Raw genomic sequence first — 25625 nt, 5'->3', positions numbered from 1 at the left:
CCCGTCCTGATCGATCCGACCGACAGCTAGAAATCGCAGACGGCAGGCACCTGCAGCGGTGAAAGCGGAGGTCCCCCGAACCGAGCGACCGGCGTACTGTCGAAACATGAGCACTGCACCCGCCCATCTGCTCGAGGAGCTCGAGCCCGTCGTCGCGCAGAACCTCGACCGACACCTCGGGCTCGCCCAGGAATGGCACCCGCACGACTACATCCCGTGGAGTGAGGGTCGCGACTTCGCCGCGATGGGCGGCGAGGACTGGGCGCCGGAGCAGTCCCGGCTGTCCGAGGTCGGCAAGGCCGCGATGATCACCAACCTGCTCACCGAGGACAACCTGCCCTCCTACCACCGGGAGATCGCGACACGCTTCGGACGCGACGGCGCCTGGGGCACCTGGGTCGGGCGCTGGACGGCGGAGGAGAACCGGCACGGCATCGCGATGCGCGACTACCTGGTCGTGACCCGCGGGGTGGACCCGGTCGAGTTGGAGCGGGCCCGGATGGACTACATGACCTCTGGTTACGACTCGGGCGACAAGACGCCGCTGGAGGCGGTCACCTACGTCTCGTTCCAGGAGCTGGCGACGCGGGTGTCGCACCGCAACACCGGCAAGGTCACCGGCGACCCGGTCGCCGACAAGCTGCTGGCGCGGATCTCCAAGGACGAGAACCTGCACATGGTCTTCTACCGCAACATCGTGGAGGCCGCCCTGCAGATCGCGCCCGACGCGACCATGCGCGCGATCGCCGACGAGGTGATCGGCTTCGAGATGCCCGGCGCGACGATGGCCGGCTTCCGCCGCAACTCGATGATGATCGCCAAGGCCGGTGTCTACGACCTGCGGCTGCACCACGACGAGGTCATCGCCCCGATCCTGAAGTACTGGAACGTCGACGGGTTGACCGGGCTCGGCCCGGAGGGCGAGAAGGCCCGCGAGGAGCTGGGCTCCTTCATGGCCGGCCTGGACGAGCAGGCGAGCCGTTTCGTGGAGCGTCGTGCCGAGGGCCGCGCCCGGGCCGCCGCACGCTCCGAGACCGGCGAGACCCCCGATATCGCCAGCTGAATGTACGGGTCGGGGCATCTGACCGAGCTGTTCCGGGTGCTCGACCTGACGGGAGTGCTCGCCAACGCGACCCTCGGTGGAGTCATCGCGCGCGCGGAGAAGCTGGACCCCTTCGGTTTCGCGACCCTCGCGGTCCTGTCGGGGCTCGGCGGCGGGATCATCCGTGACGTGCTGCTGCAACACGGAACCCCGGTGGCATTGACCGACTACGCCTACCTCTTGACGGCCCTCGTCGGCGCGGCCATCAGCTTCGTCATCCGCGTCCAGGGTCGCGCCTGGGACCGGGTCTGGCCGATCATCGACGCGGTCGCCCTCGGCACCTGGGCCGCGGCCGGCGCAGCCAAAACGCTTGCGGCCGGGCTCGGCTGGCTGCCGGCGGTGCTGCTCGGAATGATCACCGCGGTCGGCGGCGGAGTGGTGCGCGACGTGGTGCTGCGCCGCATCCCCGGAGTGCTCGGCGGCAACACCCTCTACGCGACCTGCGCGCTCGGCGCCGCCGGTGTGCTCGTGCTGCTGTCGACGAACGGCCACCCGACCGTCGGCCTCGTCGCGGCGACGATCTTCGGCGCCGGGCTCTGCATCATCGCGAGGTGGCGCGGCTGGATGCTGCCGAGCGCCGACGCCTGGTCGCCGGCGCGGGTGGTGCCGCCGGCCTACCGCCAGCGGATCCGGCAGCGCATCGACCCCGAAGCCCGCCAGCGTCGGCGGGCGGCTCAGACCGACTCCGCACCCGAGACCGCCCGACCCGAGGAGACGCCGTGAACGACGCCACTCCCGCAGCACGAGTCCTGCAGGGTCTGCCGGAGCGCCGCGCGGACCTGGAGGACTTCTACCGCCACCTGCACCAGCACCCGGAGCTGTCCCATCAGGAGAGCGCCACCGCGGCGAGAGTGGATGAGCGACTGCGAGATTCCGGATACGACGTCACCACCGGCATCGGGGGCACCGGCGTGGTGGGGGTGCTCCGCAACGGCGACGGGCCGCGGGTGCTGCTGCGCGCGGACATGGACGCGCTTCCGGTCGAGGAGGACACCGGGCTGGACTACGCCAGCACGGTCACCACGACCGATGCCCAGGGCGACACCGTGCCGGTGATGCACGCGTGCGGTCACGACGTGCACGTGACCGCGCTCCTCGGCGCGGCCGCGCTGATGGCGGCTGCCCGCGATCAGTGGAAGGGCACGCTCTTGGCGCTCTTCCAGCCGGCCGAGGAGGTCGGCGACGGCGCACGCAGGATGGTCGAGGACTCCGGATTCGGCGACGCCGTCGGGGCGGTCGACGTGGCCCTGGCCCAGCACGTGATGCCCGTACCCGCAGGCATCGTCGGCACTCGCCCGGGAGCGATCCTGTCGGCTGCCGACAGCATGCGCGTCACCGTGCACGGTCGCGGCGCCCACGGCTCGATGCCGCAGTCCGCGGTCGACCCCGTCGTGCTCGCGGCCATGATCGTCGTGCGCCTGCAGACCGTCGTGTCCCGCGAGATCGCGCCGACCGAGCCCGCGGTGCTCACCATCGGCAGCGTGCGAGCCGGCACCAAGAGCAACGTGATCGACGACCACGCGGTCCTCGAGCTCAACGTGCGCACCTACAACGAGCAGACCCGTACCGCCGTGCTCGACGCCGTACGCCGGATCGTCACGGCCGAGTGCCAGGCCTCGGACACCCCGAAACCGCCGGAGTTCGAGCTGTTCGACCGCTTCCCTGCCACCACCAACGACGCCGTGACGACCGAGAAGGTCGCCGCGGCGTTCGCCGATCACTTCGGTGAGCAGCACGTCGATGCACCGCTGGAGAGTGCGAGCGAGGACTTCAGCGACCTGCCCCGGGCACTCGGCGTGCCCTACACCTACTGGATCTTCGGAGGCGTGGACCCCCAGAAGTACCAGGCGGCGAAGGACGCGAGGCGGGTCGCGCAGGACATCCCCGTCAACCACTCACCGTCCTTCGCGCCGGTCGTCCAGCCCACGCTCGACACCGGCGTGCAGGCGCTGGTCGTCGCTGCTCTGGCCTACCTGGGCATCGACGGTTGAACAGCAGATCTGACCGTTTTCCGTCGAGATACGCCCTCCTGAATCAAACTCGGTCAATAACAGTCACAATGTGAATGTTATTGACGGGTCTTGACACGTTTGTGGATGCGGGTGGAATGTGCCCGTATGACCGATAGAGAGCCTGTAGATCAGACATCGGGTACCTCCCCTGCCGGACGGGTCACGGCAGAGCACTCGCGACGGAACTTCCTGACCCTGGCCGGTACGGCGGGACTGGGCGTCGCCGCCACCGGGTGGGCGTTGACGCCGGAGGCCTACGCCGCCTCGGCCACCGGGACGGCCGCGCCGTCGGCCGCCAAGGGTGGCCGCACCGCCGCCCCCACCTTCACTCCCATCCGACCGCCGGCGACGCCGCTGGCCGTGCGGTCGCCCTATCTGAGCACCTGGATGGCCACGGACAATCTGCCGGGCACCTGGCCGACGTTCTGGACCGGGCGGATCACCGCGATGGCCGGCATCGCGCAGATCGACGGCACGGCGTACGTGTTCCTCGGCGCTCCCGCGCTGCCGAACACCGATCCGCTGCCGACGATGCGGCAGGTCAACCTGACGGTCACCGGCACCTCGTCGGTCTACACGTTGGAGGAAGCCGGCGTGCGGGTGACGGTCACCTTCTTCTCACCTGTCGAGCCCGGTGACCAGCGCCGTCAGAGCGCGCCGCTCAGCTACATCTCCGCGACGGCGAAATCGGTCGACGGGAAGGCGCACGACATCGGCCTGTACTTCGACATCTCGGGTGAGTGGGGCTATGGCGACACCTCGGCGGAGATCACGTGGGCGCAGACCGACATCGGCACCGGCGCCAACCGGCTGATCAACCTCAACTACACCCCGGCGAACCCGAGCGTGCTGGCGGAGACGAATGACACGGCCAGCTGGGGCACGATGGTGTGGACCACCCAGCATCGTGCGGGCCTCACCTACCAGATCGGCGAGGACAACGTCGTCCGGGCACGCGTCGTGAACGGCGGAGCGCTCGACAGCAGCATCGACACCGCCCAACCACGCGCGATCGATGACCGGTGGCCGGTCTTCGCCTTCCACCTCGATCTGGGCAGCGTTCGCGCCGCGACCGAACCGATGGTCATCTCGATCGGTCACGTGCGCGAGCCAGCGGTGAGTTACCTGACCACACCGCTCGCTCCCCGGTGGAAGACCTACTTCGCGGTGTGGCAGGACATGGTCGCCTTCTTCCACCGCGACTGGTCCGCGGCATCGAAGCGCGCCACGAACCTGGACGACCGGATCCGCAGCGCCGCACGGAAGGCGGGCGGCACCCAGTACGCCGCGCTGGTCGCCACCGCGCTGCGTCAGGCCTACGCCGGCACCGAGCTGGTCACCGCTCCCGACGGCAAGGCGTGGGCGTTCCTCAAGGAGATCTCCAGCGACGGCAACGTCTCCACCGTCGACGTCACCTATCCGTGCATGCCGGTGTTCCTCTACCTCGACCCGGCCTACCTCGGCGCCATCCTGGAACCGATCCTGCAGTACGCCGAGACCGGCGGATGGCCCAAGCAGTTCGCCGAACACGACCTGGGAGCGCACTACCCGAACGCCGACGGCCACAACGACGGCAACGAGGAGGACATGCCGGTCGAGGAGTCGGCCAACATGCTGATCATGTCCGCGGCCTACCTGCAGCGGGCGGACGCCACGGCGGCACGCAAGTTCGCCACGGCGCACTACACGATCCTCAAGCAGTGGAGCGACTACCTCGTCGGCAATGCGCTCGACCCGGGCTACCAGAACCAGACCGACGACTTCACCGGCTTCATCGCCCACAGCGTCAACCTCGCGCTGAAGGGGATCATCGGGATCGGCGCGATGAGCGTCGTGGCGACCACAGCGGGCAAGAGCGGCGATGCCGCCCACTACCTCGGTGTTGCCCGCGACTACATCAAGCAGTGGGTGACCAAGTCCACCGACACCAGTGGCAAGCACCTCAAGCTCGCCTACGACCAGGACGGCACCTGGAGCCTCAAGTACAACGGATACTCCGACAAGCTCCTCGGTCTCGGTCTGGTCCCGACCACCGTCGCCGCGGAGGAAGCCCGCTGGTACCTGGCGCGAGCCGGTACCTACGGCGTGCCGCTGGACATCCGGCACACCTACACCAAGGCCGACTGGGAGATGTGGACCGCGGCGTGGCTGTCCGATCAACCCAAGATCACCAGTCGCCTCATCCAGGGGCTCTACACCTTCGGGAACACCACGCCGTCCCGGGTGCCCTTCAGCGACTGGTACGACACCACGACCGACCGGCAGAGCGGATTCCAGGCGAGGCCCGTGGTGGGAGGGTTCTACGCGCTGTTGACCGTGTGAGGGACGGCTTCCTCCTGCGGGACGGGAACGGCGGGTGCGGCGGTGTCGTCGCATCCGCCGTTCTCCGTGGTCCACCGCGTGCCACCACGTGGAGCCGGGCGCTTTTCGAGACGACCCACAGTCTGCGCAGAGCAGACCCAGAACTAGCGCCAGCAACCTTGGGAGGGTGCTGAGTTCGGACTGTCAGGGAGCGATGTAGGACCGTGTCGACCTCGATCGCCGGTTCGTCGGCGCACCCCGATCAGGGGCTGGACGGCACGACGGGCAACCGACGTCTGACCGCCACGACGGGAATGCTGCTGCTCCTGCTCCTGGCGGTCGAAGGCGTGACGATCCTTCGGATCCGCGACCTGATCACGATCCACGTCTTCGTGGGTCTGCTGCTGGTGCTCCCCGTCCTCTGGAAGATGGCGACCACCGGGTACCGGTTCGTGCGCTACTACACCGGCGACGAGGCGTACGTCCGACGCGGCGCACCACCGCTCGTCCTGCGAGCGCTCGGGCCGTTGATGATCCTCACCACCCTCGCGTTGCTGGCGACCGGGATCACCCTGATCCTGCAGGGCCCCGGCCACCGCGGTCCGCCGCTGCTACTGCACAAGGCCTCCTTCTTCGCGTGGGTCGCGGTCACCGCGCTGCACGTGCTGGGACATCTGCGCGAGGCCGTGGTCGAGTCCTGGCACGATCTACGTCCCGGGGTCGGCGATGCCGACGGGCGCCCACGCCTCATCCGTCGGCTCACCCTCGTCGCGGTGCTGCTGCTCGGCGTCGGGTTCGCGACCGTCGTGTATCCGGCCGCCGCATCATGGACCGCCGGTCAGGGGTTCCATCGTGACGGACCAGGGATCGGACATCGGCGGTGACGCGCTCAGCGCGGACTCGTAGCTCCCTGCACATGTGGTGGGCGCCGATATCGTGACATCCATGTGCCCAGCGGTCGGCTCCCCTCCGACGGCAGCGGACGGTCGCCGACTGCGGGTGCTCGTGGTGGAGGACGAGGCCGGTCTCGCCGAGGCCCTGGTCGCCGCGTTCGACTTCCGCGGCTGGGATGCCGAGAGCGCGGTGACGATCGACCAGGCGACCAAGACGGTCCAGCTGCGGGCACCTGACCTCGTCGTGCTCGACGTGATGCTGCCCGACGGCAGCGGATTCGATCTCCTCACCACGCTGCGCGCGCGCAACCCTCAGCTGGCGGTCCTCTTCCTCACCGCGCGGGACGCGCCGCAGGACCGGGTGCACGGCATCGAGCTCGGCGGCGACGACTACATCACCAAGCCGTTCGACCTGTCCGAGGTGCTCGCACGCTCGCAGGGGCTCATGCGCCGCGCCGGCCTGCTGCGACAGCAGCAGGGCAATCAGCTGCAGGTAGCCGACCTGCTGATCGACGTCGACGGTCACGAGGCGCGGCGCGCCGGTGAGCTGATCACGCTCACGGCGACCGAGTTCGCGCTGCTCCGGTATCTCGCCGGTCACCAGCGCCGGGTCCTGTCGAAGGAGGAGCTGCTGCGCAAGGTCTGGGGCAGCGACTTCGACGGCACCTCGCACGTCGTGGAGCTCTACGTCAGCTATCTGCGCAAGAAGGTCGATGCCGGTCGGGAGCCGCTCATCCACACGGTCCGCGGCGCCGGATACGTGATGCGGCCGCCACTGACATGAGGCTGCGACCACGGACGCTGACCTCACGACTGGCCCTGCTGCTCGCCACCCTCGCGCTGCTCGCCGGCACGATCGCGGGCGTCGCGGCGACGTTCGGCATCCGCGCGTTCCTGATGGACCAGCTCGATAACGAGCTGCACCAGGCATCGGCACGCAACATCACGCTGAAGTCACCGTACGGCGACAGCGACCACGACCGCGACAACCGGGGCGGCGACCCCGCCAGCAACGCAGGACTCCCGCCGGGCACGATCACCGGCCAGGTCTCGAACGGTGCGATCACCGAGCTGGTGGTCGCGGCCGACCTCGACGGCGACCACCTGCCCACTGCCGCCGACCGCGCGGCGGTGCAGAAGGTGGTGTCCGCCTCTGATCCGAGGACCGTGCGGCTGCCCTCTCTCGGGGACTACCGGGTGCTCACCAGCCGGACTCCGGACGGCGCCCAGCTGGTGACCGGGGTTCCTCAGGGCCGGGTCGACCACACGATCCGCGAGCTGATCGTCCTGGAGACCGTGGTGCTCGCCGTGGTCGTCCTGCTGGTGGCCGGGGTGGGCGCGTTCGCCGTACGACGGTCGATGCGCCCATTGCAGCACCTCGCCACCGTCGCCCGCCGGGTCACGCAGCTGCCGCTGGAATCCGGGCAGAGCCGGATCGACGTCCGCGCCGAGGAGCTGCGCGAACCGACCGAGGTCGCCCAGGTCGGCCGTGCCATGAACGCCATGCTCGGGCACGTGGATCTCGCGCTGGCCCAGCGGGACGAGAGCGAACAGCGCCTTCGGGATTTCGCCGCCGACGCGAGCCACGAGCTGCGTACGCCGCTCGCGGTCGCCCGCAGCCATGCCGAGCTGCTGCGGGAGTACACGGCGTCGACCCAGCTGCCCGAGCAGGTGCACCGCTCCCTGCAGCGCATCACCGACGAGACCGGACGGATGGCGAGCATCGTCAACGACCTGTTGCTGCTGGCTCGGCTCGACCGGGAGGTCACCGAACGGCGCGAGGACGTCGACCTCACGTGGATCCTGCTGCAGGCGGTCGATGACGCCCGCGTCACGGCGCGCGACCACCACTGGGGACTGACCATGCCCGAGGAGCCCGTGCTCGTCCGCGGCGACGAGGAGCAGTTGCGCCGCCTGGTCGGCAACCTGGTGGCCAACGTGCGGATGCACACCGGCGAGGGCACGGTCGCGACCTGCGTCCTGGAGCGCAACGGTGACCGGGTGATCCTGCGGGTGCACGACACCGGCCCCGGTTTCCCACCCGAGCTGCTCGACCAGGCGCACCTGCGGTTCGCCCGCGCACGGCACCGGCAGGAGAGCATCGAGAGCACCGGGCTGGGTCTCGCGATCGTGCAGGCCGTCGCGCGTTCGCACGACGGGTCCCTGGAGATCACCAGCGTCCCGGGTGACACGACGGTCACGGTGATCCTGCCGGTGTCGCCGCAGGAGTGACCTCAGCGGTCCCGGGCGAGGAGGAGCGCGCGGGCCGGGCACTGCTCGACCAGCGCCCGGGCCTCGGCGCGGCTCAGCGTCAGCCGCGACGGCACGGGGTAGCCGAACTCGTCCAGCTCGACGGCACCCCCCGAGACCACGGCGCACACGCCGTGCGCGGTGCACGCGACCCGGTCGACGACGATCTGGTCCTCGCCCCGCTTATCGCGCCGCACCGGCCCACTCCTTGGTCAGGGCGCACCGACCCGCGAGGTGAGCCTCCACGTCGGCGGTGAACGTGCGCAGCCCCGACGCGACGAATCGTGAGACCCCGTCGGGGAATCGGCACGCTCCCCGCCCGGGCAGCATGCCCAGGCGATGGTGCAGGTCGAGCATCTCCTCCGGCGGGAGAGCACCGTCGGCGAGGCGCTCGAGCTGCTCTGCGACGGCCGGTACGCCGAACATGCACGGGCCGCACTGGCCGGCCGACTCGCCGGCCGCGAAGGTCGCGATGCGCGAGAGGTGGTCGATCGGGCAGGACCGGCGATCCAGCACATGCACGGCACCGGTGCCGGTCGGGACGCCGTACGGCGCGAGCCCGGCATCGGACCAGGTCGCCGTCCACGCGTCGTGACCACCCAGCCAGCCGCCGCTCATCCCGGAGATCCCGACGCCTTGCACGTCGAGCGCACCGGCGGCATCGAGCAGATCGCGCAGGGGGATACCGGCCTCGGCGTCGTAGACCCCCGGACGTTCGACGTTCCCGCCCATCGTCACCAGACGCGGGCCGGGCTCCTCGGCCGTGCCGAAACCGCGGAACCATGCCGCGCCGTGCCGCTCGATCTGACTGACCCGCCACACGGTCTCGGCGTTCAGCACGAGCGTCGGACGCAACCGTCGGCCCTGGGCGTCCCGCCCGCCGGTCGAGATCGGCGCCAGTCGCGTGATCGGCCGGGCGCGCCCGCCGTGCAGCAGGTTGACCAGCGCCGACTCCTCGGAGGCGACGTACCTGGACGGCACCGAGAGGACCCGGAGGCCGGCGTCGTGCAGGCGCCGTTCGGTCTCGCTGCCGCGATGGGCCGCCCACCGGCTGCGGCGGGCGAGCAGGCCGGCGCCGTGCTGCAGGGCATCCAGATGCTCGGCGACGACCAGGGCGTCCTTGTGCACTCCGATCTCCCCGTCGCAGGCGTTGACGATCAGGTCCGCACCAGCGTCGAGCGCCGACTGCAGCTTGATGCTCGTGGGGAAGCGAGCGCCGCCCCGACCGGTCAGGCCGGCCTGCTCCAACAGGGTCACCAGGCTCATGTCCACTCCTGACGTAGGACCTCGCGGCGCCGTGCGCTGTCGTGGTGCGACCCGGCGATACGCCAGATCACCACGATCCCGCCGGCGACCGCGCAGGCGATCGTGGTGCCGCGCAGCAGCGGCTCGTTCGAGGTGCCCATGGCGATCCCGTGCCAGAGCGTGAGAGGCCACGTCGCGAACGTCGAGCGGTGCACGACGCGCCAGACCCGCTGGCTGATGCGGTGGCGCAGCAACGAGGTGGCCATGACCGCCGCGAGGACGTCGACGCTCAGGGTGCCGAGCCCGACCAGGAAGCGGCGATAGGGCGAGGTGAACGGGACGAGCGCCGAGATGAGGTCGATGTGCACGTAGGTCTCGGCGACGGCGGTCGCGATGTGCAGGACCAAGAAGGTGAGCATGCCGAGAGCAAGGCTGCGGTGCACACCCTGGATCACCGTCGTACGTTCGCCGGCGCGCTGCCGGGCACCGGACAGCACCAGCCCCAGGATCATGACGACCGTCATGAGCACGATGCTGAGCGCGCCCGTCGCCCGCGAGACGTACCAGAGAGTCTCGTTCACGACGCGCTCCGATCCTGCCGTGCGGGCATCGGCCAGCCCGGCGTGCACGACACCTCGCCGGACTGCCCGACCAGCCGGGCCGGAATGGCCCGCTCGGTCAGCCAGGCGACCGCCGCGTCGCCGAGCACGCAGGAGGCGGTCGTGGCGGTGTTCGCCTCGAGTGCCGAGGCGGCGACACAGGTGACCCGCCGCCAGGTGTGCGGCACGGATCGGGCCGTCCTGGGGTCGATGAGGTGATGGTGTGGACCGTCGGGGAGCTGCCAGTGGCGACGGTCGGTGCCCGACGTCGCGACACCCTGGGTCGTCACCGAGATCCGTTGCGGCACAGTGCCGTCCTCGTCCTCGACGGCGATCGCCCAGCCGCCGCCCGGTGGTGGTCCGGCCACGGCGATGTCTCCCCCGAGGTCGACCAGGAACCCACCGGTGAGCGTCCTCGCCAACTCGTCGGCGACGCGGTCGGCCATCGAGGCCTTGCCGGTGGCGCCGAGGTCGATCAGGGTGCCGGCTGCGACGGTGACCGTGCCGGCCCGGTGATCCATCGTGAGCTCGGACAGGGTGCTGCGCGGGCCGGGCGTCGAGGCGCGCCCCGATCGGCCGGCGCCGACGCTCGCCGGTGAGTCCGCAGCGGTCCGCGCGAGGACCTCCGCGAAGTCAGCGTCGTAGCCGATGCGCTCCATCGCGGCCCCGAGGGTCGGGTCGACAAGCCCGTCGGTCACGTCCGCCGCCCAGAGCGCGTCGTCGAGCAGGGACAGCAGGAGAGGGGACGCGGGCAGCGTCACCGTGCCGGCGGTGCCGGCCGCGGGCGCGACGGACAGCACCGAGACCTCCGAGTCGGGTCTGAACCGCGACGCCGCCGCATCGAGGTCGGCGATCGCCCGGTCCACCATGAGACGAGCCGAGGGCAGCTCGTCGGGCCGCGTGGCGACGATCCGGCAGTCGACGCCGATCGCCCGGAACTGCGCGAACGCGTTCATGACGAGTGCGTCTGAGCCTGTGTCGACTGCGTCGTGGCCGGGGTGGTGACCGACGGGACACTGCTGAACGTGCTCGTGCTCGAGGTCTTGCTCGGGGTCTTGGTGGACGTACTGCTGGAGGTGCTGCTCGTCGACGAGCTGGTCGTCGAGGACGAGCTTGTCGTGCTCGGCGCAGAGGTGGAGGTCGTCGTCGTACCGGACCCGGCGTTCGCCGGGGTCGCGATGGCGAGATGCCCGACGAGGGCGAGACCACCGATGGCGCTCACGCCGATCGCCGTGCGGGTGATGCGCTGCGCGCGTCGGAGTGCGGGAATCATGAGAGGTCCTTCGGTCGGGAACATCTCAAGCCTCTCGGCGCAACTTCTCAGCCGCATCAGCGTCGGCTATGGGCTTGCTGCGGTGCGTCGCGGATACGGCCGACGTCCCCTCACCCGTTCTCGCCCTCCCGCGATTAGGCTCCGAATGTGGCCGCGTTCCGGTCGGTTCCATTCCCGCGCACTGTCGATGCTCCGAGGAATCCCATGTCGAGATCACGTCGGCCACTCGCCCTCCTCACGGCCCTGATCACGGCGGCCGCGATGTGCCTGGCGTCCCTCATCGCCGCTGCCGGGCCGGCATCGGCCGCGAGCGCCACACCGATCCGTGGCGTGCAGTCCGGTCGGTGCCTGGATGTCTCAGGGGCGAGCCTGAAGCCCGGTACGCACGTCGAGCTGTACGACTGCCATGGCTCGGCGAACCAGGCGTGGACCGCGACGTCCGCCGGTGAGTTGCGTGTCTTCGGGACGCAGCGCTGCCTGGACGTCGGCGGGAAGAGTCGCAAGGCCGGGGCCGTCCTGGAGAGCTACACCTGCAACGGCGGGGCCAACCAGCACTGGACGATCAGAGCCGACCATCACATCGTGAGCGCCCTGACCGGCTACTGCCTCGACGCGTTGAAGGGCGCGACCGCCAACGGGTCGCGGGTCAGCGTGTGGCCCTGCACGACGGGCACGAATCAGCAGTGGACGACGACGTCGGGGACCGACACCCAGGCGCCGAGCGTGCCGGCGGACCCGCGCGTCAGCAATCTGACCTGTGACTCAGTCACCTTCGCCTGGAACGCCGCCACCGACAACGTCGGCGTCACGGCGTACGACGTCTACCACGACGGGCAGCTCATCACGTCGGTGTCGGGCAGCACTCTGAGCACCGGTCTGACCGTCGTGCCCGGCGCCGCCTGGGGCCTCTACGTCAACGCCCGGGACGCCGCGGGCAACGTCTCGCAGGCGAGCGCGACCGTCCCCATCACGCCGCCGCAGTGCCAGGTCGACACCCAGAAGCCGACGTCGCCGACCGGTCTGTCCGCGACTGCGTCGGGGACGACCATCGACCTGCGGTGGACGGCGTCCACCGACAACGTCGGGGTGCGCGCGTACGACGTCCTGCGGGGCGGTGTGAAGGTCGGCACCGTCAATGGCACCGCGTCGATCGCTCCGGTCACGACCTTCACCGACAGTGGACTGGCCGCGAGGACGACCTACAGCTACACCGTCACGGCCCGCGACGCGGCCGGCAACGCGTCGGCCCCCAGCACCGCAGCATCCGCGACGACCGGTGCCGCCTGCACCGACGCGGTCTGCTCGGTCACCCAGGTGACGACCGACACCGACATCCCATGGGGTCTCACCACACTGCCGAACGGCGACGTCCTCTACACCCGCCGCGACGCGCACACGATCGTCGAACTGAACCCGACCACGGGCGCCAAGATCACCGTCGGCACGGTGCCGGGGGTGGATGAGACGGACGGCGAGGGCGGCCTGCTCGGTCTGGCGATCGCGCCGACGTTCAGCAGCGATCACTGGCTCTACATCATGCACACCTCCACCACGGACAACCGGGTCGTGCGGATCAAGCTCAACGGCACCACGCTGGACACCTCCAGTGAGCAGGTGCTCCTGAAGGGGATCCTGCGTAACAAGTTCCACAACGGCGGCCGGCTGCGCTTCGGCCCGGACGGCAAGCTCTACATCGCGACCGGCGACGCGCAGAACGGCGACAACGCACAGAACATCGACGGCCTCAACGGCAAGGTGCTGCGGATCAACCCCGACGGCACCATCCCCAGCGACAACCCGTTCAAGAACGCCGTCTGGAGCTACGGGCACCGCAATCCTCAGGGCCTCGCGTTCGACTCCCAGGGGCGGCTGTGGGAGCAGGAGTTCGGCAACTCGGTGATGGACGAGACCAACCTCATCGTCAAGGGCGGCAACTATGGCTGGCCGGCGTGCGAGGGCACCAGCGGCACCTGCGGCACCGCCGGGTTCATCGCGCCGAAGCACACCTACCCGACCGCGGACGGGTCGTGCTCGGGCATCGCCATCGTGGACGACGTGCTGTACGTCGCCTGCGAACGCGGCGAGCGGCTCTACCGCGAGGTCATCAGCGGCAGCAGCCTCACCGACGTACAGCAGCTCTTCGTCGGCACCTACGGGCGGTTGCGCACGGTCGAACCGGCGCCGGGCAAGGCGCTCTGGCTCACCACCACCAACCAGGGCGACAAGGACAGCATCGCGAACAACAGCAACGAGAAGATCTTCAAGGTGACCCTCGGCAGTTGACCGCCCGCGTCAGGGAGGCACGCCGGGCGGGCGCCCCGGTGCCCCCCATCGATACCCTGCGCTCGAACGCACGAGAGGGCCCGAGACCGTTCTCCGGCCCCTCGACGTCCTGAGTGGAGGCAGCAGTGAGCGGTCGGGTCGAGTTCGGGTTGGACACCTTCGGTGACCGGACGGTCGACGCGCAGGGCACGCTCCTGCCGTATCCCCAGGTCATCCGCAACGTGGTGGACCAGGCCGTGCTCGCCGATCGCAGCGGCGTCGACTTCATCGGGATCGGCGAGCACCACCGCGCCGACTACGCGATCTCCGCGCCCGACGTGGTCCTCGCCGGGATCGCGACGCGCACCGAGCGGATCCGACTGGGGTCGGCCGTCACCGTGCTCAGCTCGGACGACCCGATCCGCGTCTTCGAGCGGTTCTCCACGATCGACGCCCTGTCGGGCGGACGCGCGGAGGTGATCCTCGGGCGGGGCTCCTTCACCGAGTCGTTCCCGCTCTTCGGCTTCGACCTCGGCCAGTACGAGGAGCTCTTCGCGGAGAAGCTGGACCTCTTCGCCGAGCTGCTCGCGGAGAAGCCGGTCACCTGGAGCGGGGCCTTGCGGCCACCACTGGTCGACCAGGACGTCTACCCCAAGACCGCCAGTGGCCTGAAGGCATGGATCGCCGTCGGTGGCACGCCACAGTCCGTCGTACGCGCCGCGAACTACCGGATCCCGTTGATGCTGGCCGTGATCGGCGGCCCCGCAGACCGGTTCACGCCGTTCGTGCAGATCTACCGCCGTGCCAACGAGCAGCTCGGTCAGCCGCAGCTTCCGATCGGCCTGCACTCACCGGGCCACATCGCCGACACCGACCAGGAGGCGCGCGACCAGCTGCGCGAGCACTGGATCACCAATCGCAACAAGATCGGCTCCGAGCGCGGCTGGCCCCCGGCGCGCCCCGGCGACTTCGAGCGCGAGATCGAGCAGGGCGCGTTGTACGTCGGTTCGCCGGAGACCGTGGCGGCGAAGATCGCGGCCACCGTCCGCACGCTCGATGTCGACCGGTTCGACCTGAAGTACTCCAACGGGCCGCTGCCCCACGAGGACTCGATGCGCGCGATCGAGCTCTACGGCACGCAGGTCATCCCCCGGGTGCGCGAGCTGCTGTCGGAGTAGGCGCGGGTCGGGAGAGCCCCGATCCGTGGTTTCACGCTGCGCGATGATGCTGGCATGGACGCGCCACCGATGCGGCGGGTGTTGATTGTCGGCATCGGCGGGTCGGGTAAGACGACGCTGGTGTGAGTCTCGAATCTCCCAACTCATCTGCCGGATCTGGACCGGAGAGCGATCTTCGAACTCGGGCGCCGCCGCCCGACAGACGCTGAGATAGCTCGCCGGCGACGTAGATCACCATCTCGACAGCCTTGAAAGAGCTGCAAGGCTGTCGAGATGGTGACCCTCGCAGAGGCCGACATCCACTGGTCGCGCCCCGAGAATCCGACTGGCGTCGGCGTCCTTGTTCTAGCGGGCTCGAGCGGCCGACTGGATGCGGGGCGCGCAGACGCTCTGGCAGCAGCGGGTGCCACTGCGTTGGCAATCCGATGGTTCGGAGGGGACGGCCAGCCGGTCGTGCCTTGCGAGGTGCCCCTCGAGACGTTCGTCGACGCGATCAGCCTCCTGGTGCCGGCCAGTGATCGGGTAGGTGTGGTCGGCCTCTCGTACGGCGCCGAGGCCGCGCTCCTGACCGCGGTCCGGGACTCGCGTGTCGACACGGTCATCGCACTGGCTCCCACGGATGTCGCGTGGGAGGGCCAGCACGAGCATGATGACGATCCACGACGCAGCAAGTGGACGTGGCGTGGGGAGCCCGTGCCATTCGTGCCGCTCGATCGCAGCTGGGTGCCTGGCGAAGGGACTCCTGCATTCGCGCCGCTCTATCAGCTCAGCCGCGAGAGCGCGGGCGTTGCCACGGTGGATGCCGCCCGCATCCCCGTTGAACTGTTCCGCGGCGACCTCGTCCTTGTCGCTGGCGGCGACGACCAGGTATGGCCGAGCGTGTCGGCTGCACGCGCCATCGCAGCTCGTCGAGTCCAGCACGGCCTGAAGACAGTCGTCGTCGAGGATCCCGCCGCGGGCCATCCGATCGTTCTCCCCGGAGAGCGTGCCCCGAATCTGATGCGCGGCTACCGCGTTGGTGGCGATCCGGGTGCTGCGAAGCGCTTAGGGGAACGTGCTTGGCCCGCGATCCGTGATGCTCTGGGGTTGAGGTAGCGCAAGCCCTCGGTGCTACGGCAGTTTCATGCGCTGAAGTACTCGCCACATTCGTGCGATCTTTCGCCGCAGTGCGAGTAGGTCGTCCGCGAACGCCGCCGTGGCTGAGTCATGGGCGGCCGCCGAACGTCCATCCGTGCGCTTCCACACCGATCAAGCCGCGGCCGTGAAGCAGCGAGCCGGCATTGTCGATGTCCATGGCGCGCACGATGGCGACCGTGCCGAGCTGCCACGAACCGTCGTCGCTGAGGAGGTGACCGAAGGCGACGAGATCGGCGTTCGGCAGCTCGTCCTCGAACGGAGCTCGAGGATCGGGCTCGAAGCCCATGACCAGGAACAGCCCCTCCGGCTCGTCCAGGTGGGGGTACTCCCACATCGATCGCCCGAGCGCGTTGTGCCACCGCCGCAGCATCACCTCTCGGTACGCACCGATCTGGTAGCTCGGTTCGTCGAACGCGAACGCCCGCGCGTGCGCCGGTCCGTCGAGGTCCACGACGTGCACGCTTCCCACCAGCTCATCGCCCGCATCGAAGGCGGGGCCGCGCACCCTCAGCGCATCCTCGAACGAATCCATGTACGTCCAGTGCTGTTCAAGGATCTGACGACGCAGAGGCCCCGAACCAGGTCGGTCCCGGTGGAAGCAGAAGAACTCCATGGCGCGAGTCTCCACCGACGTCGCACCGACCGCGAGCAACACGTCGGGCCATGAGCGAGCATGGCGTGGTGGCGATGTCGTTGAAATACGCAGTGGTGGAGAGAGAGCGACGTTTTCTCGTGAACTCCATCCCCGAAGGTGTGGTCGAGTCGATACAGATCACGGATCGGTATGTCGAGGGGTCCAGGCTTCGTCTTCGGGAGATGGTGTGGCCGGACGGTCGCCGCGTGCGCAAGCTGGGGCACAAGGTGCGTCTCACGGACGGGCCGGCCGCAGTGGCCTGCACCTCGATGTACCTCGACGACGCGGAGTGGGCGTTGCTTCGACAGCTTCCCGCCCGCACGTTGCAGAAGGTCCGGCACCGGGTGTCGCGCGAGGACTGGCAGATCGCTGTCGACGAGTTGGAAGACGGCACGCTCCTCGCCGAGATCGATGACGGAGACACGCCGTCATCGACGCTGCCGGCATGGCTCGACATAGCGATGGATGTCAGCGCTGACGAGAGATGGACCGGAGCTGCCCTCGCGCGGTAGTCGTCGCTACGCCCTCGGGCGAGCTCGTCACCGGTCGATGTCGAGGATCACGTCGAGGAGCTCCTCGGGGGTCTCGAGCTGGGGCAGGTGACCGGTGCGGGCCAGCAGGGTGAAGGTCGATCCGGGAATGGCGGCGGCGTACGCCCTGCCGTAGTCCGGGTCGACGATGCCGTCGCTCTCCCCCCAGATCACCTGCACGGGCAGCTCCAGGTCGGCGAGCCGGTCGCCCAGAGTCGGGTCGGTCATCGCCTCCCCCGCATACGCCATGAGGGCCTGGATGTCGGGGCTCGGTCCGCTGCCTCCCGGAGCCCGCGCCGCCGGGGACTTGGCCGGGTCGTGGAACGACAGGGCGGCCAGTTCGGCGGGGGCGAGGCCGCGCACGTCGGTGGGCGGGTGGCCGTCGACCTGCAGACCGACACCGTCCAGGATGACGATTCCCCTGACCCGGGCGGAGCTCAGCAGCGCGATCTCCGCCGCCAGCCAGCCGCCGAAGGAATTGCCGATCAGGGTCAGGTCTGCCAGGTCGAGCTGGTCGATGAGCTCGACGTACGCGGCGGCCAGGTCCCTGGTCGAGGCGAGGGTGTCGGGGCGCGTGGTGCCACCGAAACCGGGATGGGTCGGCAGCAACACCCGCGCGTGAGTCCGCTCGGCGAGCAGGTGCGCGAAGCCGGTCATCGTCAGCGGGCCGCCGCCGCCGTGCAGGAGGAGGAACGGGGATGTGCGGTCGATGTCATCGACGGTGATGTGCACATCGTCCCGGTCACGGAGGGTCATGGTGGCGCTTCTCGTCGGCCGGACCACCGCGGCGGAGGGTGTCTTCGTCATACAAGTAACCTTATATAAGCTTACTTATATAAGCAACGGTCGCTATCTTTGACCGGATGGATCCCTCCCCGGCGAACGTCGCGCTCGCTGTCAAACGGTTGCAGTACCGACACCACCGCAGGCTGACCAAAGCCCTTGCACCGCTGGGACTCTCGCTCATCCAGTGGGACACCCTGCGACACCTGCGCGAACGTCCGGACGCCTCCCTGCACGAGCTCGCAGTGCTCACCTTCCAGACGGACCAGTCGTTCGGGTCACTGGCCGTGCGGATGGCCGATCGGGGACTGATCGAACGGGTACCGGGCCCGGGTCGAGCCGTGCGACACCGGATCACCGCCGAGGGTGAGCAGCTGCGTCAAGCCGGTCAGAAGGCGGTCGCCACGGTTGTCGAGACCTCGTTCGACGGGCTCACACCCGACGAGCTCGAGCAGTTCGCAAGTCTGCTCGACCGCGTACTGGGCGCGGATCCCTCCGGCGTCTAGCCCCGACTGAGGGCGGCGGATAACGTGAGTCGATGTCGTTGAGCGACTTCCCGGTCAGGGCATCGATCGCCGTGTCCGACACCACACCGCAGCCGAGTTCTACGAAGGCCGACTGGGGTTGCCGCTCGCGCAGTCGGGCCCCAGTGCCGCCATCGAGGACGGCGGTCGCATCGCCTGGTTCCAGGATCCGGATGGCAACACCTTCGCCGTCGAGGCCGACGACTGACTCCCTGCTGGCGATTTCGACGGCAGACTGGATTCATGACGGATGACGCGGTCGACCTGGACGAGAAGTTCAGTCACTTCACCGAGCACTGGTCACCCAAGCTGGTCGCCCGGATCAACGACTACGACGTGAAGATCGTCAAGGTCGAGGGCGACTTCGTCTGGCACTCCCACGAGGACACCGACGAGTTGTTCCTCGTCCTCGACGGCGAACTCACCATTCAGCTGCGCGACCGCGACATCACGCTGCGTCCCGGGCAGCTCTACGTCGTGCCGCGCGGGGTGGAGCACTGCCCTCGCGCCGACAGCGAAGTCCGGGCGCTGTTGCTCGAGCCGGCGGGCGTGGTCAACACCGGCGACGCGGGCGGAGATCTCACGGCCGTCGTCGAGAGCATCTGAGCTCGCCGCCCCCGCACTCAGCGGGTCGCGGTGATCCCTCCGTCGACGGCGAGTTCGGCCCCGTGCAGGTAGGCCGCGGCATCGGACAGCACCCATGTCACGGCGGCAGCGATCTCCTCAGGTGTGCCAGGACGGCCGGCGGGCGTCCCCGACGTCATCGTCGCGATGACGTCGTCGTCGGCTGCGTTGATGGGGGTCCGGGTGGCGCCGGGTGACACCGTGTTGACGCGTACGCCGCGCGGCCCGAACTTCGCGGCCCAGCTGCGGGCCAGCTGGATCTCGGCCGCCTTGGTCGCCGAGTAGAGGCCGACGAAGGCGTGGCCCACATGCGCCATCCACGATCCGATGACGACGATCCCGCCGGCGCCGCGCTCGGCCATCGCCGGGGCGAGCGCGGCGGTCAGCACGTGGGGTGCGCGGATGTTGACGGCCAGCGTGGCCTCCAGGTCGGCGTCGCTGAGTGACACCGTGTCGACGGGCGGGCAGAGCGCGGCGTTGTGGACCACGGCGTCGATCGCGGAGGTGGCGAAAGCACGCAGGTCCTCCGGTGCGGCGGACAGGTCCGAGGCCACGAAGACCGCGTGGCCGCCGGCCGTGGCGATCTCGTCCACGACGGAGTCACCCCGGGTCGCGTCGCGTCCGGTGACGACGAGGCGCCACCCGGCAGCGGCGAGGGTGCGGGCGGTCGCGGCGCCGATGCCGCTGGTCGAGCCGGTCACGAGGACGGTGCGTGCTGCTGTGGTGTCGGTCATGCGTGTCAGTCAACGGCTCTGCGAATGGGGGCGCCAGGGCGAGCAGTGCCTGGGCACGGCATGCCCACGCTGACGGCGTCCGCTGCGCCTACCGTGGTGCCCATGCCCACCGATCGTTCCCCGTTGGGTGCATTCCTGCGCTCCCGCCGCGACCGCCTCACCCCGGCGCAGGCAGGGATCGATGCCTTCCCCGGACCGCGTCGGGTGCCGGGTCTGCGCAAGGAGGAACTGGCGGTCCTTGCCGGGCTGAGCCCCGACCACTACAGCCGTCTGGAGCAGGGCCGCCAGCACACCGTCACCGACGACGTGGTCGATGCCCTGTCGCGCGCCCTGCAGCTCGACGACCTCGAGGCCCAGCACCTGCGCAATCTCGCCGCACCCACCTCGCCGCGGCGACGGGTCGCGCCCGACCTCCCGGTGCATGCCAACCCCGGAATGCTCCGGCTGATGGCGCAACTGGACCAGGTGCCGACGTTGCTGCTCGGACCCCGCTCGGAGGTGCTCGCCGGCAACGGGCTGCTGCGGGAGGTCCTCGGCTGGTCTGCGGAGCCCGGAGCGTCGTTCGCCCGGTGGTTGTTGCTCGACCCTGGCGCTCGCGAACGCATCACCAATTGGGACGGCTTCGCCGCGTCCGCGGTCGGAGCGCTGCGCTACGAGGCCGGACGCCGCCCTGACGACCGCCGCCTCACGGCGCTCGTTCGCGAGCTGCGCGATGGTGATCCGGACGTCGCCCGATGGTGGGACGACCAGGGGGTCACCTTCCGGACCTCGCTGACCAAGAGGGTCGCCCACCCTGTCGCCGGGCCACTGGTCTTCGGGATCGAATCGGTCGTCGGCCCCCACGACCCGGATCAACGTCTGGTGGTCTACACCGTCGAACCGGACTCACCCACCGCGAGAGTTCTCCCACTGCTCGCCAACTGGGCGACATCGGTCTCCAACGAGAGCCTCTGACCGGATTCGCCGCGCCACGCCTGCACTCTCAGCACGCAGAACGGCGGTTGCGACCTGTGGTCGCAACCGCCGTTCATCTGGTGCGCGAGGGGGGAGTTGAACCCCCACGCCCTTTCGGGCACACGGACCTGAACCGTGCGCGTCTGCCTATTCCGCCACTCGCGCGAGTGCCGCCCTAGTCTGCCTGACGGCTCCGCGATCGCCAAACCGGGGTGCCACGTCGTACAGGTGGAGTCGTGGCGCGCCGTATGGAGCGCGAGACGACTCCACGCGGCGGCGCGGACTCCGGCCGACGACACGACAGGGCGGCATCGCACCCCCAATACACAGCTGCTCCCTAGGTGACCGTGCCTGCGGCTCGCGCGCGCATGGCGCAGTTACGATCGAGCACGCCCGCGGCGTACGCCGTGCACTCCGGTCTGCCCGCGTAAGGCGGGTCCGCAGCTGGGCGCCGAGGCATGACCCGACGAGGAACAGGAGGCAGTGATGGGTTTGTTCTCCAACCTCGAACGCCGCCTGTCCGAGGGCGTGAACGGCGCGTTCGCCAAGGCTTTCCGCTCCGAGGTGCAGCCGGTGGAGATCGCGAGCGCGATGCGCGGAGCGATGGACGACCGCGCGGCGGCCACCAAGAAGGGGCAGCGCGCGCTGGTGCCCAACCTGTTCACCGTCGACCTCAGCCCCGGCGACTTCGAGCGCCTCGACGCGGCACGCGACGACATCACCGACGAGCTGATCGCGAGCGCGACCGAGCACGCCGACAGTCAGCGCTACGTGCCCGGCGGGCCGGTGTCGGTGCAGTTCGCCGCGGACCCGGAGCTGGAGACCGGCGTCTTCCGCCTGCGTCCGTCCATCGCACGGCAGGTGCAGGAAGCACCGCAGCCCCCGCGACCGCAGCCGCGGCAGTACGACGAGTTCGACCCCTCCTCGGCACGCCAGGACCAGCCGTGGGACGAGGGTCGCCGACCGCTCTACGACGACGGACCCGCGCCGCAGCAGTACCAGACACCGCCCTGGGAGTACCCGACTCCTTCTCAGCAGTACCAGGTGCCGCAGCACCACCAGCAGCCGATGCAGCAGCACCCCGGCTACGACGATCCCGCGCCCGAGCAACCGCGCGCCGCGCGCGTCCCCAGCCCGGCCGCGCCCCGCCGTTTCAAGCAGCGTCCGTCGTTGATCATCGACGGGGACAGCTATCCGCTGCTCGGCGCCATTACTGTCATCGGCCGTGACGACGACGCCGACATCATGCTGGACGACCCGGGAATCTCCAGGCGGCACAGCGAGATCCGCATCACCAACGACGGTCCGCACCTGGTGATGACGGTGCGTGACCTCGGCTCCACCAACGGTACGTTCGTCAACGGAGACCCGATTGACCGGGCCCACCTGCACGACGGCGACCGGATCACCGTGGGGCGCACCCACCTGCTCTTCCGCGAAGGCGGGCGCCGGTGAGCGAACTGACGATCACGGTCATCCGCATCGGGCTGTTGGTCGCCCTCTGGGCGTTCATCTTCAGCATCGTCGGGGTGATGCGCGGCGATCTCTACGGCATCCGTGGCGCCCGCGCCGACAACCGACGCCAGCCGCTGCGCGACGAACGCCGCCCCGCCCGGTCACCGCGTGGTGGCCCGACGCACCTTGCCGTCATCGAGGGTCTGATGCGCGGCATCAGCGTGCCCCTGTCCGACGGCGGCGTCCTGATCGGCCGCAACCCCGAGTGCGTCCTCGTGCTGTCGGACGACTTCGCCTCCGGCCGCCACGCGCAGGTCTACCGCGACGGCGACAGCTGGTTCATCGACGACCTCGGCTCCACCAACGGCACCTTCATCAACGACCGCCCGATCGGTCAGCACGTGCCGTTGCGCGAGGGCACCCGGGTCCGGATCGGCCAGACCGTCCTGGAAGTCAGGAAGTAGCGGCATGCCGATCGCGCTGCGCTACGCCGCCCGCACCGACCTGGGCCTGGGCTCCAAGACCCGCAACGAGGACTCCGGTTACGCCGGGCCCGACCTGCTCGTACTCGCCGACGGGATGGGCGGCCACGCCGCGGGCGACATGGCCAGCTCCACGGTCGTGGCCGAGTTGGTGCACCTGGACGGGGAGTCCTACGGCGCCGACGAGGCGCTCGCGCAGCTGCACGACGCCGTCGTACGCGCCAACGAGCGTCTGCGCGACGAGATGGACGAGCAGCCTGATCTCGAAGGGATGGGCACCACGCTCATCGCCTTCCTGCGCAGCGGCAACAAGCTGGCGATGGCCAACATCGGCGACTCGCGCGCCTACCTGGTCCGCGGCGGCGTCTTCACCCAGATCACCAAGGACCACTCCCTGGTGCAGGCGCTGCTGGACGACGGCCGGATCACCGAGGCCGAGGCCGAACATCACCCGCAGCGTTCGTTCGTCACCCGCGTACTCACCGGGCGCGCCGACGACGAGCCCGACCTGTCGTTGCGCGAGGCGCAGGTGGGCGACCGCTACCTGATGTGCTCGGACGGGCTCTCGGACTACGTGGCGAAGTCGACCATCGAGGACATCGTCACCTCCCAGGGCACGCCGGGTGAGATCGCCGACCGGCTGATCGCCATCGCCCTCAAGGCCTCCGCACGCGACAACGTCACCGTCGTGGTCGCGGACGTGGTGGATTCCGCCGCCCCGACGTCCGCGACGCCACAGGTCGTCGGCGCGGCCGGCGCGCCGCCCATGCGGCCGGACGACACCCCGCCCCCGGAGCCGCGGACCCCGGCGGAGAAGGCCGCCGCGCTCAGCCGTGAGGCCAACGGTCCCGCGCCCGGGTCGCAGGACGAGCAGGACGACGAGCACGAGACCCCCGTCCTCGCCGAGGAGGGACCCTCCCGCTTCCGGCGGTTGCGCTGGCTCGGGCTGGGGCTGCTGGTCGTCGCGATCATCGCCGTCGGGGGGTGGATCGGCTACTCCTGGACGCAGTCCCAGTACTACGTCGGCGACGACCACGGCTCGGTGGCCATCTACCGCGGGCTGCACAACAGCATCGGACCCTTCCACCTGCACTCGGTCCGGCAGCACACCGACGTGAAGACCACCGATCTGCCGTCCTACTACCAGAGCCGGGTCCGCGCCACCATCGGCGCCGACGACCTTCCCGACGCACGCAAGGTCGTGCAGACCCTCACCACCCAGGCCGCGGCCTGCCGCAGCCAAGCGAGCAGTTGCAGCACATGAGCAGTTCCTTCGCGCTGCGCACCATCACCCCGCACACACCACGCACCCGGCGCGGCGTGGAGTTGCTGCTGCTCGCGTTCGCCATCGCCATCGTGCTGCTCGCGTACGCCGACGTCGGGCTGGCCGTCGACAACACCCTGCCGCCGGACCTGCTGACGCTGGGCATCGGTTTCGGGGTCGTCGCGCTGGCGCTGCACCTGCTGGTGCGGTGGCAGGCGGCGTACGCCGATCCGATCCTGCTCCCCGTCGCGACGCTGCTGAACGGCCTGGGACTGGTGATGATCCACCGTCTCGACCTCGCCCAGGGCCACCACATCGGCCAGGGGGCGGCGGTGCGTCAGCTGCTCTGGACCGGTATCTCGGTGCTCGTCGCCGGAGTGCTGCTGGTCGTGGTGCGCGATCACCGCCGGCTCGGGCAGTACACCTTCACCTTCGCGCTCGCCGGTCTCGTGCTCCTACTGCTGCCGCTCACCCCGATCCTCGGGCGCAACATCAACGGCAGCCGTATCTGGATCGGCCTGGGGCCGTTGTCGTTCCAGCCGAGCGAGCTGTCGAAGATCTGCGTGATCATCTTCTTCTCCGGCTACCTGGTGCAGAAGCGCGACGCGTTGTCGCTCGTCGGTCGCCGGATCCTGGGCTTCCCGCTGCCCCGTGCCCGCGACCTCGGACCGATCATCATCGCCTGGCTCGCGAGCCTCGCGGTGCTGGTCTTCGAGTCCGACCTCGGTACGTCGTTGCTCTTCTTCGGCCTCTTCGTCGCGCTGCTCTACGTCGCCACCGAACGCCGTTCCTGGATCGTCATCGGCATGGGACTCTTCCTCGCCGGCTGCTACGCGGCGTACCTGCTCTTCGCGCACTTCCAGGTGCGCGTCGACCTGTGGATCAACCCGTTCAACCCGCACCTGTCCGACCAGCTCGCGCTGGGGCTGATGGGGATGGGTAGTGGCGGGATGCTCGGCACCGGCCTCGGACAGGGCCACCCCGACTTGACCTACTTTGCCAACTCCGACTTCATCATCCCCTCGTTCGGCGAGGAGCTCGGGCTGGTCGGACTCATCGCGATCATCGTGCTCTTCGCGATCGTGGTGGAGCGCGGGCTGCGCGCCGGTATCGCCGCGCGGGACGGCTTCGGCAAGCTGCTCGCGACGGGCCTCGGCTTCTCGATGGCGCTGCAGGTCTTCGTGGTGGTCGGCGGCGTCACCCGGGTCATCCCGCTCACCGGCCTCACCACGCCGTTCATGTCGGCCGGCGGCAGCTCGCTGATCGCCAACTGGATCATCATCGTGCTGCTGCTGCGGATCAGCGACCAGGCCCGCCGCCCGACCGTCGACGAGCCCGGCGCCTCGGCCGTCGGGTCCGCCGACACCCAGGTGGTGAAGTCGCGGTGAT

The 25625-nt window shown here is 69.6% G+C and carries 26 protein-coding genes and 1 tRNA gene; 18 read left to right on the top strand and 9 right to left on the bottom strand.

What is annotated here, in order from left to right; all coding sequences use genetic code 11:
• Positions 1–106 precede the first annotated feature (106 nt).
• The 7 genes from HNR15_RS16920 (at position 107) to HNR15_RS16890 (ending at position 8540) form a co-directional block, all read left to right on the top strand.
• Positions 107–1063, top strand: a complete 957-nt coding sequence (locus HNR15_RS16920) for an acyl-ACP desaturase (protein WP_179483462.1) — start codon at positions 107–109, stop codon at positions 1061–1063.
• Positions 1064–1825 carry a trimeric intracellular cation channel family protein gene (locus HNR15_RS16915; protein WP_179483461.1) on the top strand — a complete coding sequence of 254 codons (762 nt, stop codon included), beginning with the start codon at positions 1064–1066 and terminating at the stop codon, positions 1823–1825. It begins immediately after the preceding gene.
• Positions 1822–3093 (top strand): amidohydrolase, encoded by a 1272-nt coding sequence (locus tag HNR15_RS16910; RefSeq protein WP_179483460.1) that lies wholly within the window; start codon positions 1822–1824, stop codon positions 3091–3093. Before HNR15_RS16915 ends, HNR15_RS16910 begins: the two co-directional genes overlap by 4 nt.
• Positions 3094–3219: 126 nt before the next feature.
• Positions 3220–5436 (top strand): glutaminase family protein, encoded by a 2217-nt coding sequence (locus HNR15_RS16905; RefSeq protein ID WP_179483459.1) that lies wholly within the window; start codon positions 3220–3222, stop codon positions 5434–5436.
• A 203-nt stretch (positions 5437–5639) separates the two neighbouring features.
• Entirely contained in the window at positions 5640–6299 is a 660-nt protein-coding gene (locus tag HNR15_RS16900; RefSeq protein WP_179483458.1) for a hypothetical protein, read from the top strand.
• A gap of 61 nt (positions 6300–6360) precedes the next feature.
• Complete coding sequence (locus tag HNR15_RS16895) at positions 6361–7092, top strand: response regulator transcription factor (RefSeq protein ID WP_179483457.1); 732 nt, start codon at positions 6361–6363, stop codon at positions 7090–7092.
• Positions 7089–8540 carry a sensor histidine kinase gene (locus HNR15_RS16890; protein WP_179483456.1) on the top strand — a complete coding sequence of 484 codons (1452 nt, stop codon included), beginning with the start codon at positions 7089–7091 and terminating at the stop codon, positions 8538–8540. Before HNR15_RS16895 ends, HNR15_RS16890 begins: the two co-directional genes overlap by 4 nt.
• 2 nt (positions 8541–8542) lie before the next feature.
• On the opposite strand, the gene HNR15_RS16885 is transcribed toward HNR15_RS16890, so the two are convergent.
• The 5 genes from HNR15_RS16885 to HNR15_RS16865 are packed head-to-tail and all read right to left on the bottom strand — an operon-like array spanning position 8543 to position 11675.
• Entirely contained in the window at positions 8543–8755 is a 213-nt protein-coding gene (locus tag HNR15_RS16885) for a ferredoxin (RefSeq protein WP_179483455.1), read from the bottom strand.
• On the bottom strand, positions 8742–9824 hold the full coding sequence (locus tag HNR15_RS16880; RefSeq protein WP_179483454.1) for an NADH-ubiquinone oxidoreductase-F iron-sulfur binding region domain-containing protein: 1083 nt from the start codon (positions 9822–9824) through the stop codon (positions 8742–8744). The genes HNR15_RS16885 and HNR15_RS16880 overlap by 14 nt, the downstream gene beginning before the upstream one ends.
• Positions 9821–10384, bottom strand: coding sequence for a ferric reductase-like transmembrane domain-containing protein (locus HNR15_RS16875; protein WP_179483453.1), 564 nt, complete (start codon positions 10382–10384; stop codon positions 9821–9823). Before HNR15_RS16875 ends, HNR15_RS16880 begins: the two co-directional genes overlap by 4 nt.
• Positions 10381–11358, bottom strand: coding sequence for an FAD:protein FMN transferase (locus HNR15_RS16870; protein ID WP_179483452.1), 978 nt, complete (start codon positions 11356–11358; stop codon positions 10381–10383). Before HNR15_RS16870 ends, HNR15_RS16875 begins: the two co-directional genes overlap by 4 nt.
• Positions 11355–11675, bottom strand: a complete 321-nt coding sequence (locus tag HNR15_RS16865; protein ID WP_179483451.1) for a hypothetical protein — start codon at positions 11673–11675, stop codon at positions 11355–11357. Before HNR15_RS16865 ends, HNR15_RS16870 begins: the two co-directional genes overlap by 4 nt.
• A gap of 204 nt (positions 11676–11879) precedes the next feature.
• On the opposite strand from HNR15_RS16865, the gene HNR15_RS18690 reads away from it, so the two are divergent.
• The 3 genes from HNR15_RS18690 to HNR15_RS16850 all read left to right on the top strand — a co-directional run bounded on the left by HNR15_RS18690 (position 11880) and on the right by HNR15_RS16850 (position 16210).
• Positions 11880–13958 (top strand): lectin, encoded by a 2079-nt coding sequence (locus HNR15_RS18690; protein ID WP_179483450.1) that lies wholly within the window; start codon positions 11880–11882, stop codon positions 13956–13958.
• A gap of 125 nt (positions 13959–14083) precedes the next feature.
• Complete coding sequence (locus HNR15_RS16855) at positions 14084–15115, top strand: Atu2307/SP_0267 family LLM class monooxygenase (RefSeq protein ID WP_179483449.1); 1032 nt, start codon at positions 14084–14086, stop codon at positions 15113–15115.
• A 273-nt stretch (positions 15116–15388) separates the two neighbouring features.
• Positions 15389–16210: an acyl-CoA thioester hydrolase/BAAT C-terminal domain-containing protein gene (locus tag HNR15_RS16850; RefSeq protein ID WP_179483448.1), complete on the top strand. Its 822-nt coding sequence runs from the start codon at positions 15389–15391 to the stop codon at positions 16208–16210.
• A gap of 109 nt (positions 16211–16319) precedes the next feature.
• Here HNR15_RS16850 and HNR15_RS16845 read toward each other — a convergent pair whose 3' ends face one another.
• Positions 16320–16865: a YciI family protein gene (locus HNR15_RS16845; protein WP_179483447.1), complete on the bottom strand. Its 546-nt coding sequence runs from the start codon at positions 16863–16865 to the stop codon at positions 16320–16322.
• 50 nt (positions 16866–16915) lie between these two features.
• Between HNR15_RS16845 and HNR15_RS16840 the strand changes: the two genes are divergently transcribed.
• Positions 16916–17398, top strand: a complete 483-nt coding sequence (locus tag HNR15_RS16840) for a CYTH domain-containing protein (protein WP_179483446.1) — start codon at positions 16916–16918, stop codon at positions 17396–17398.
• A 27-nt stretch (positions 17399–17425) separates the two neighbouring features.
• Here the strand turns inward: HNR15_RS16840 and HNR15_RS16835 are convergent, their stop codons facing one another.
• Positions 17426–18223 (bottom strand): alpha/beta fold hydrolase, encoded by a 798-nt coding sequence (locus HNR15_RS16835; RefSeq protein WP_179483445.1) that lies wholly within the window; start codon positions 18221–18223, stop codon positions 17426–17428.
• Positions 18224–18279: 56 nt separating this feature from the next.
• On the opposite strand from HNR15_RS16835, the gene HNR15_RS16830 reads away from it, so the two are divergent.
• Positions 18280–18705 (top strand): MarR family winged helix-turn-helix transcriptional regulator, encoded by a 426-nt coding sequence (locus HNR15_RS16830; protein WP_179483444.1) that lies wholly within the window; start codon positions 18280–18282, stop codon positions 18703–18705.
• Between the two features lie 261 nt (positions 18706–18966).
• On the top strand, positions 18967–19329 hold the full coding sequence (locus HNR15_RS16820) for a cupin domain-containing protein (protein ID WP_179483443.1): 363 nt from the start codon (positions 18967–18969) through the stop codon (positions 19327–19329).
• A gap of 17 nt (positions 19330–19346) precedes the next feature.
• On the opposite strand, the gene HNR15_RS16815 is transcribed toward HNR15_RS16820, so the two are convergent.
• Positions 19347–20081 (bottom strand): SDR family NAD(P)-dependent oxidoreductase, encoded by a 735-nt coding sequence (locus HNR15_RS16815; RefSeq protein WP_179483442.1) that lies wholly within the window; start codon positions 20079–20081, stop codon positions 19347–19349.
• A gap of 102 nt (positions 20082–20183) precedes the next feature.
• Between HNR15_RS16815 and HNR15_RS16810 the strand changes: the two genes are divergently transcribed.
• Positions 20184–21035 (top strand): helix-turn-helix transcriptional regulator, encoded by an 852-nt coding sequence (locus HNR15_RS16810; RefSeq protein ID WP_179483441.1) that lies wholly within the window; start codon positions 20184–20186, stop codon positions 21033–21035.
• A gap of 78 nt (positions 21036–21113) precedes the next feature.
• Here HNR15_RS16810 and HNR15_RS16805 read toward each other — a convergent pair.
• Positions 21114–21200 (bottom strand) — tRNA-Leu (locus tag HNR15_RS16805).
• 321 nt (positions 21201–21521) lie between these two features.
• Between HNR15_RS16805 and HNR15_RS16800 the strand changes: the two genes are divergently transcribed.
• From HNR15_RS16800 to HNR15_RS16785, 4 genes are read left to right on the top strand one after another with little or no spacing between them, the layout of a single operon-like run.
• Entirely contained in the window at positions 21522–22490 is a 969-nt protein-coding gene (locus HNR15_RS16800; RefSeq protein ID WP_179483440.1) for an FHA domain-containing protein, read from the top strand.
• Positions 22487–22954 (top strand): FHA domain-containing protein FhaB/FipA, encoded by a 468-nt coding sequence (locus HNR15_RS16795; RefSeq protein WP_179483439.1) that lies wholly within the window; start codon positions 22487–22489, stop codon positions 22952–22954. Before HNR15_RS16800 ends, HNR15_RS16795 begins: the two co-directional genes overlap by 4 nt.
• A gap of 4 nt (positions 22955–22958) precedes the next feature.
• Entirely contained in the window at positions 22959–24236 is a 1278-nt protein-coding gene (locus HNR15_RS16790; protein WP_179483438.1) for a PP2C family protein-serine/threonine phosphatase, read from the top strand.
• The gene (locus HNR15_RS16785; protein WP_179483437.1) at positions 24233–25624 is read left to right on the top strand and encodes an FtsW/RodA/SpoVE family cell cycle protein; all 1392 of its coding nucleotides are present in this window, start codon (positions 24233–24235) and stop codon (positions 25622–25624) included. The genes HNR15_RS16790 and HNR15_RS16785 overlap by 4 nt, the downstream gene beginning before the upstream one ends.
• Position 25625: the final 1 nt, after the last annotated feature.

The sequence above is a fragment of the Allobranchiibius huperziae genome, from assembly GCF_013410455.1.
GTDB lineage: Bacteria > Actinomycetota > Actinomycetes > Actinomycetales > Dermatophilaceae > Allobranchiibius > Allobranchiibius huperziae.
This window is presented reverse-complemented; position numbering and strand designations above follow the sequence as displayed.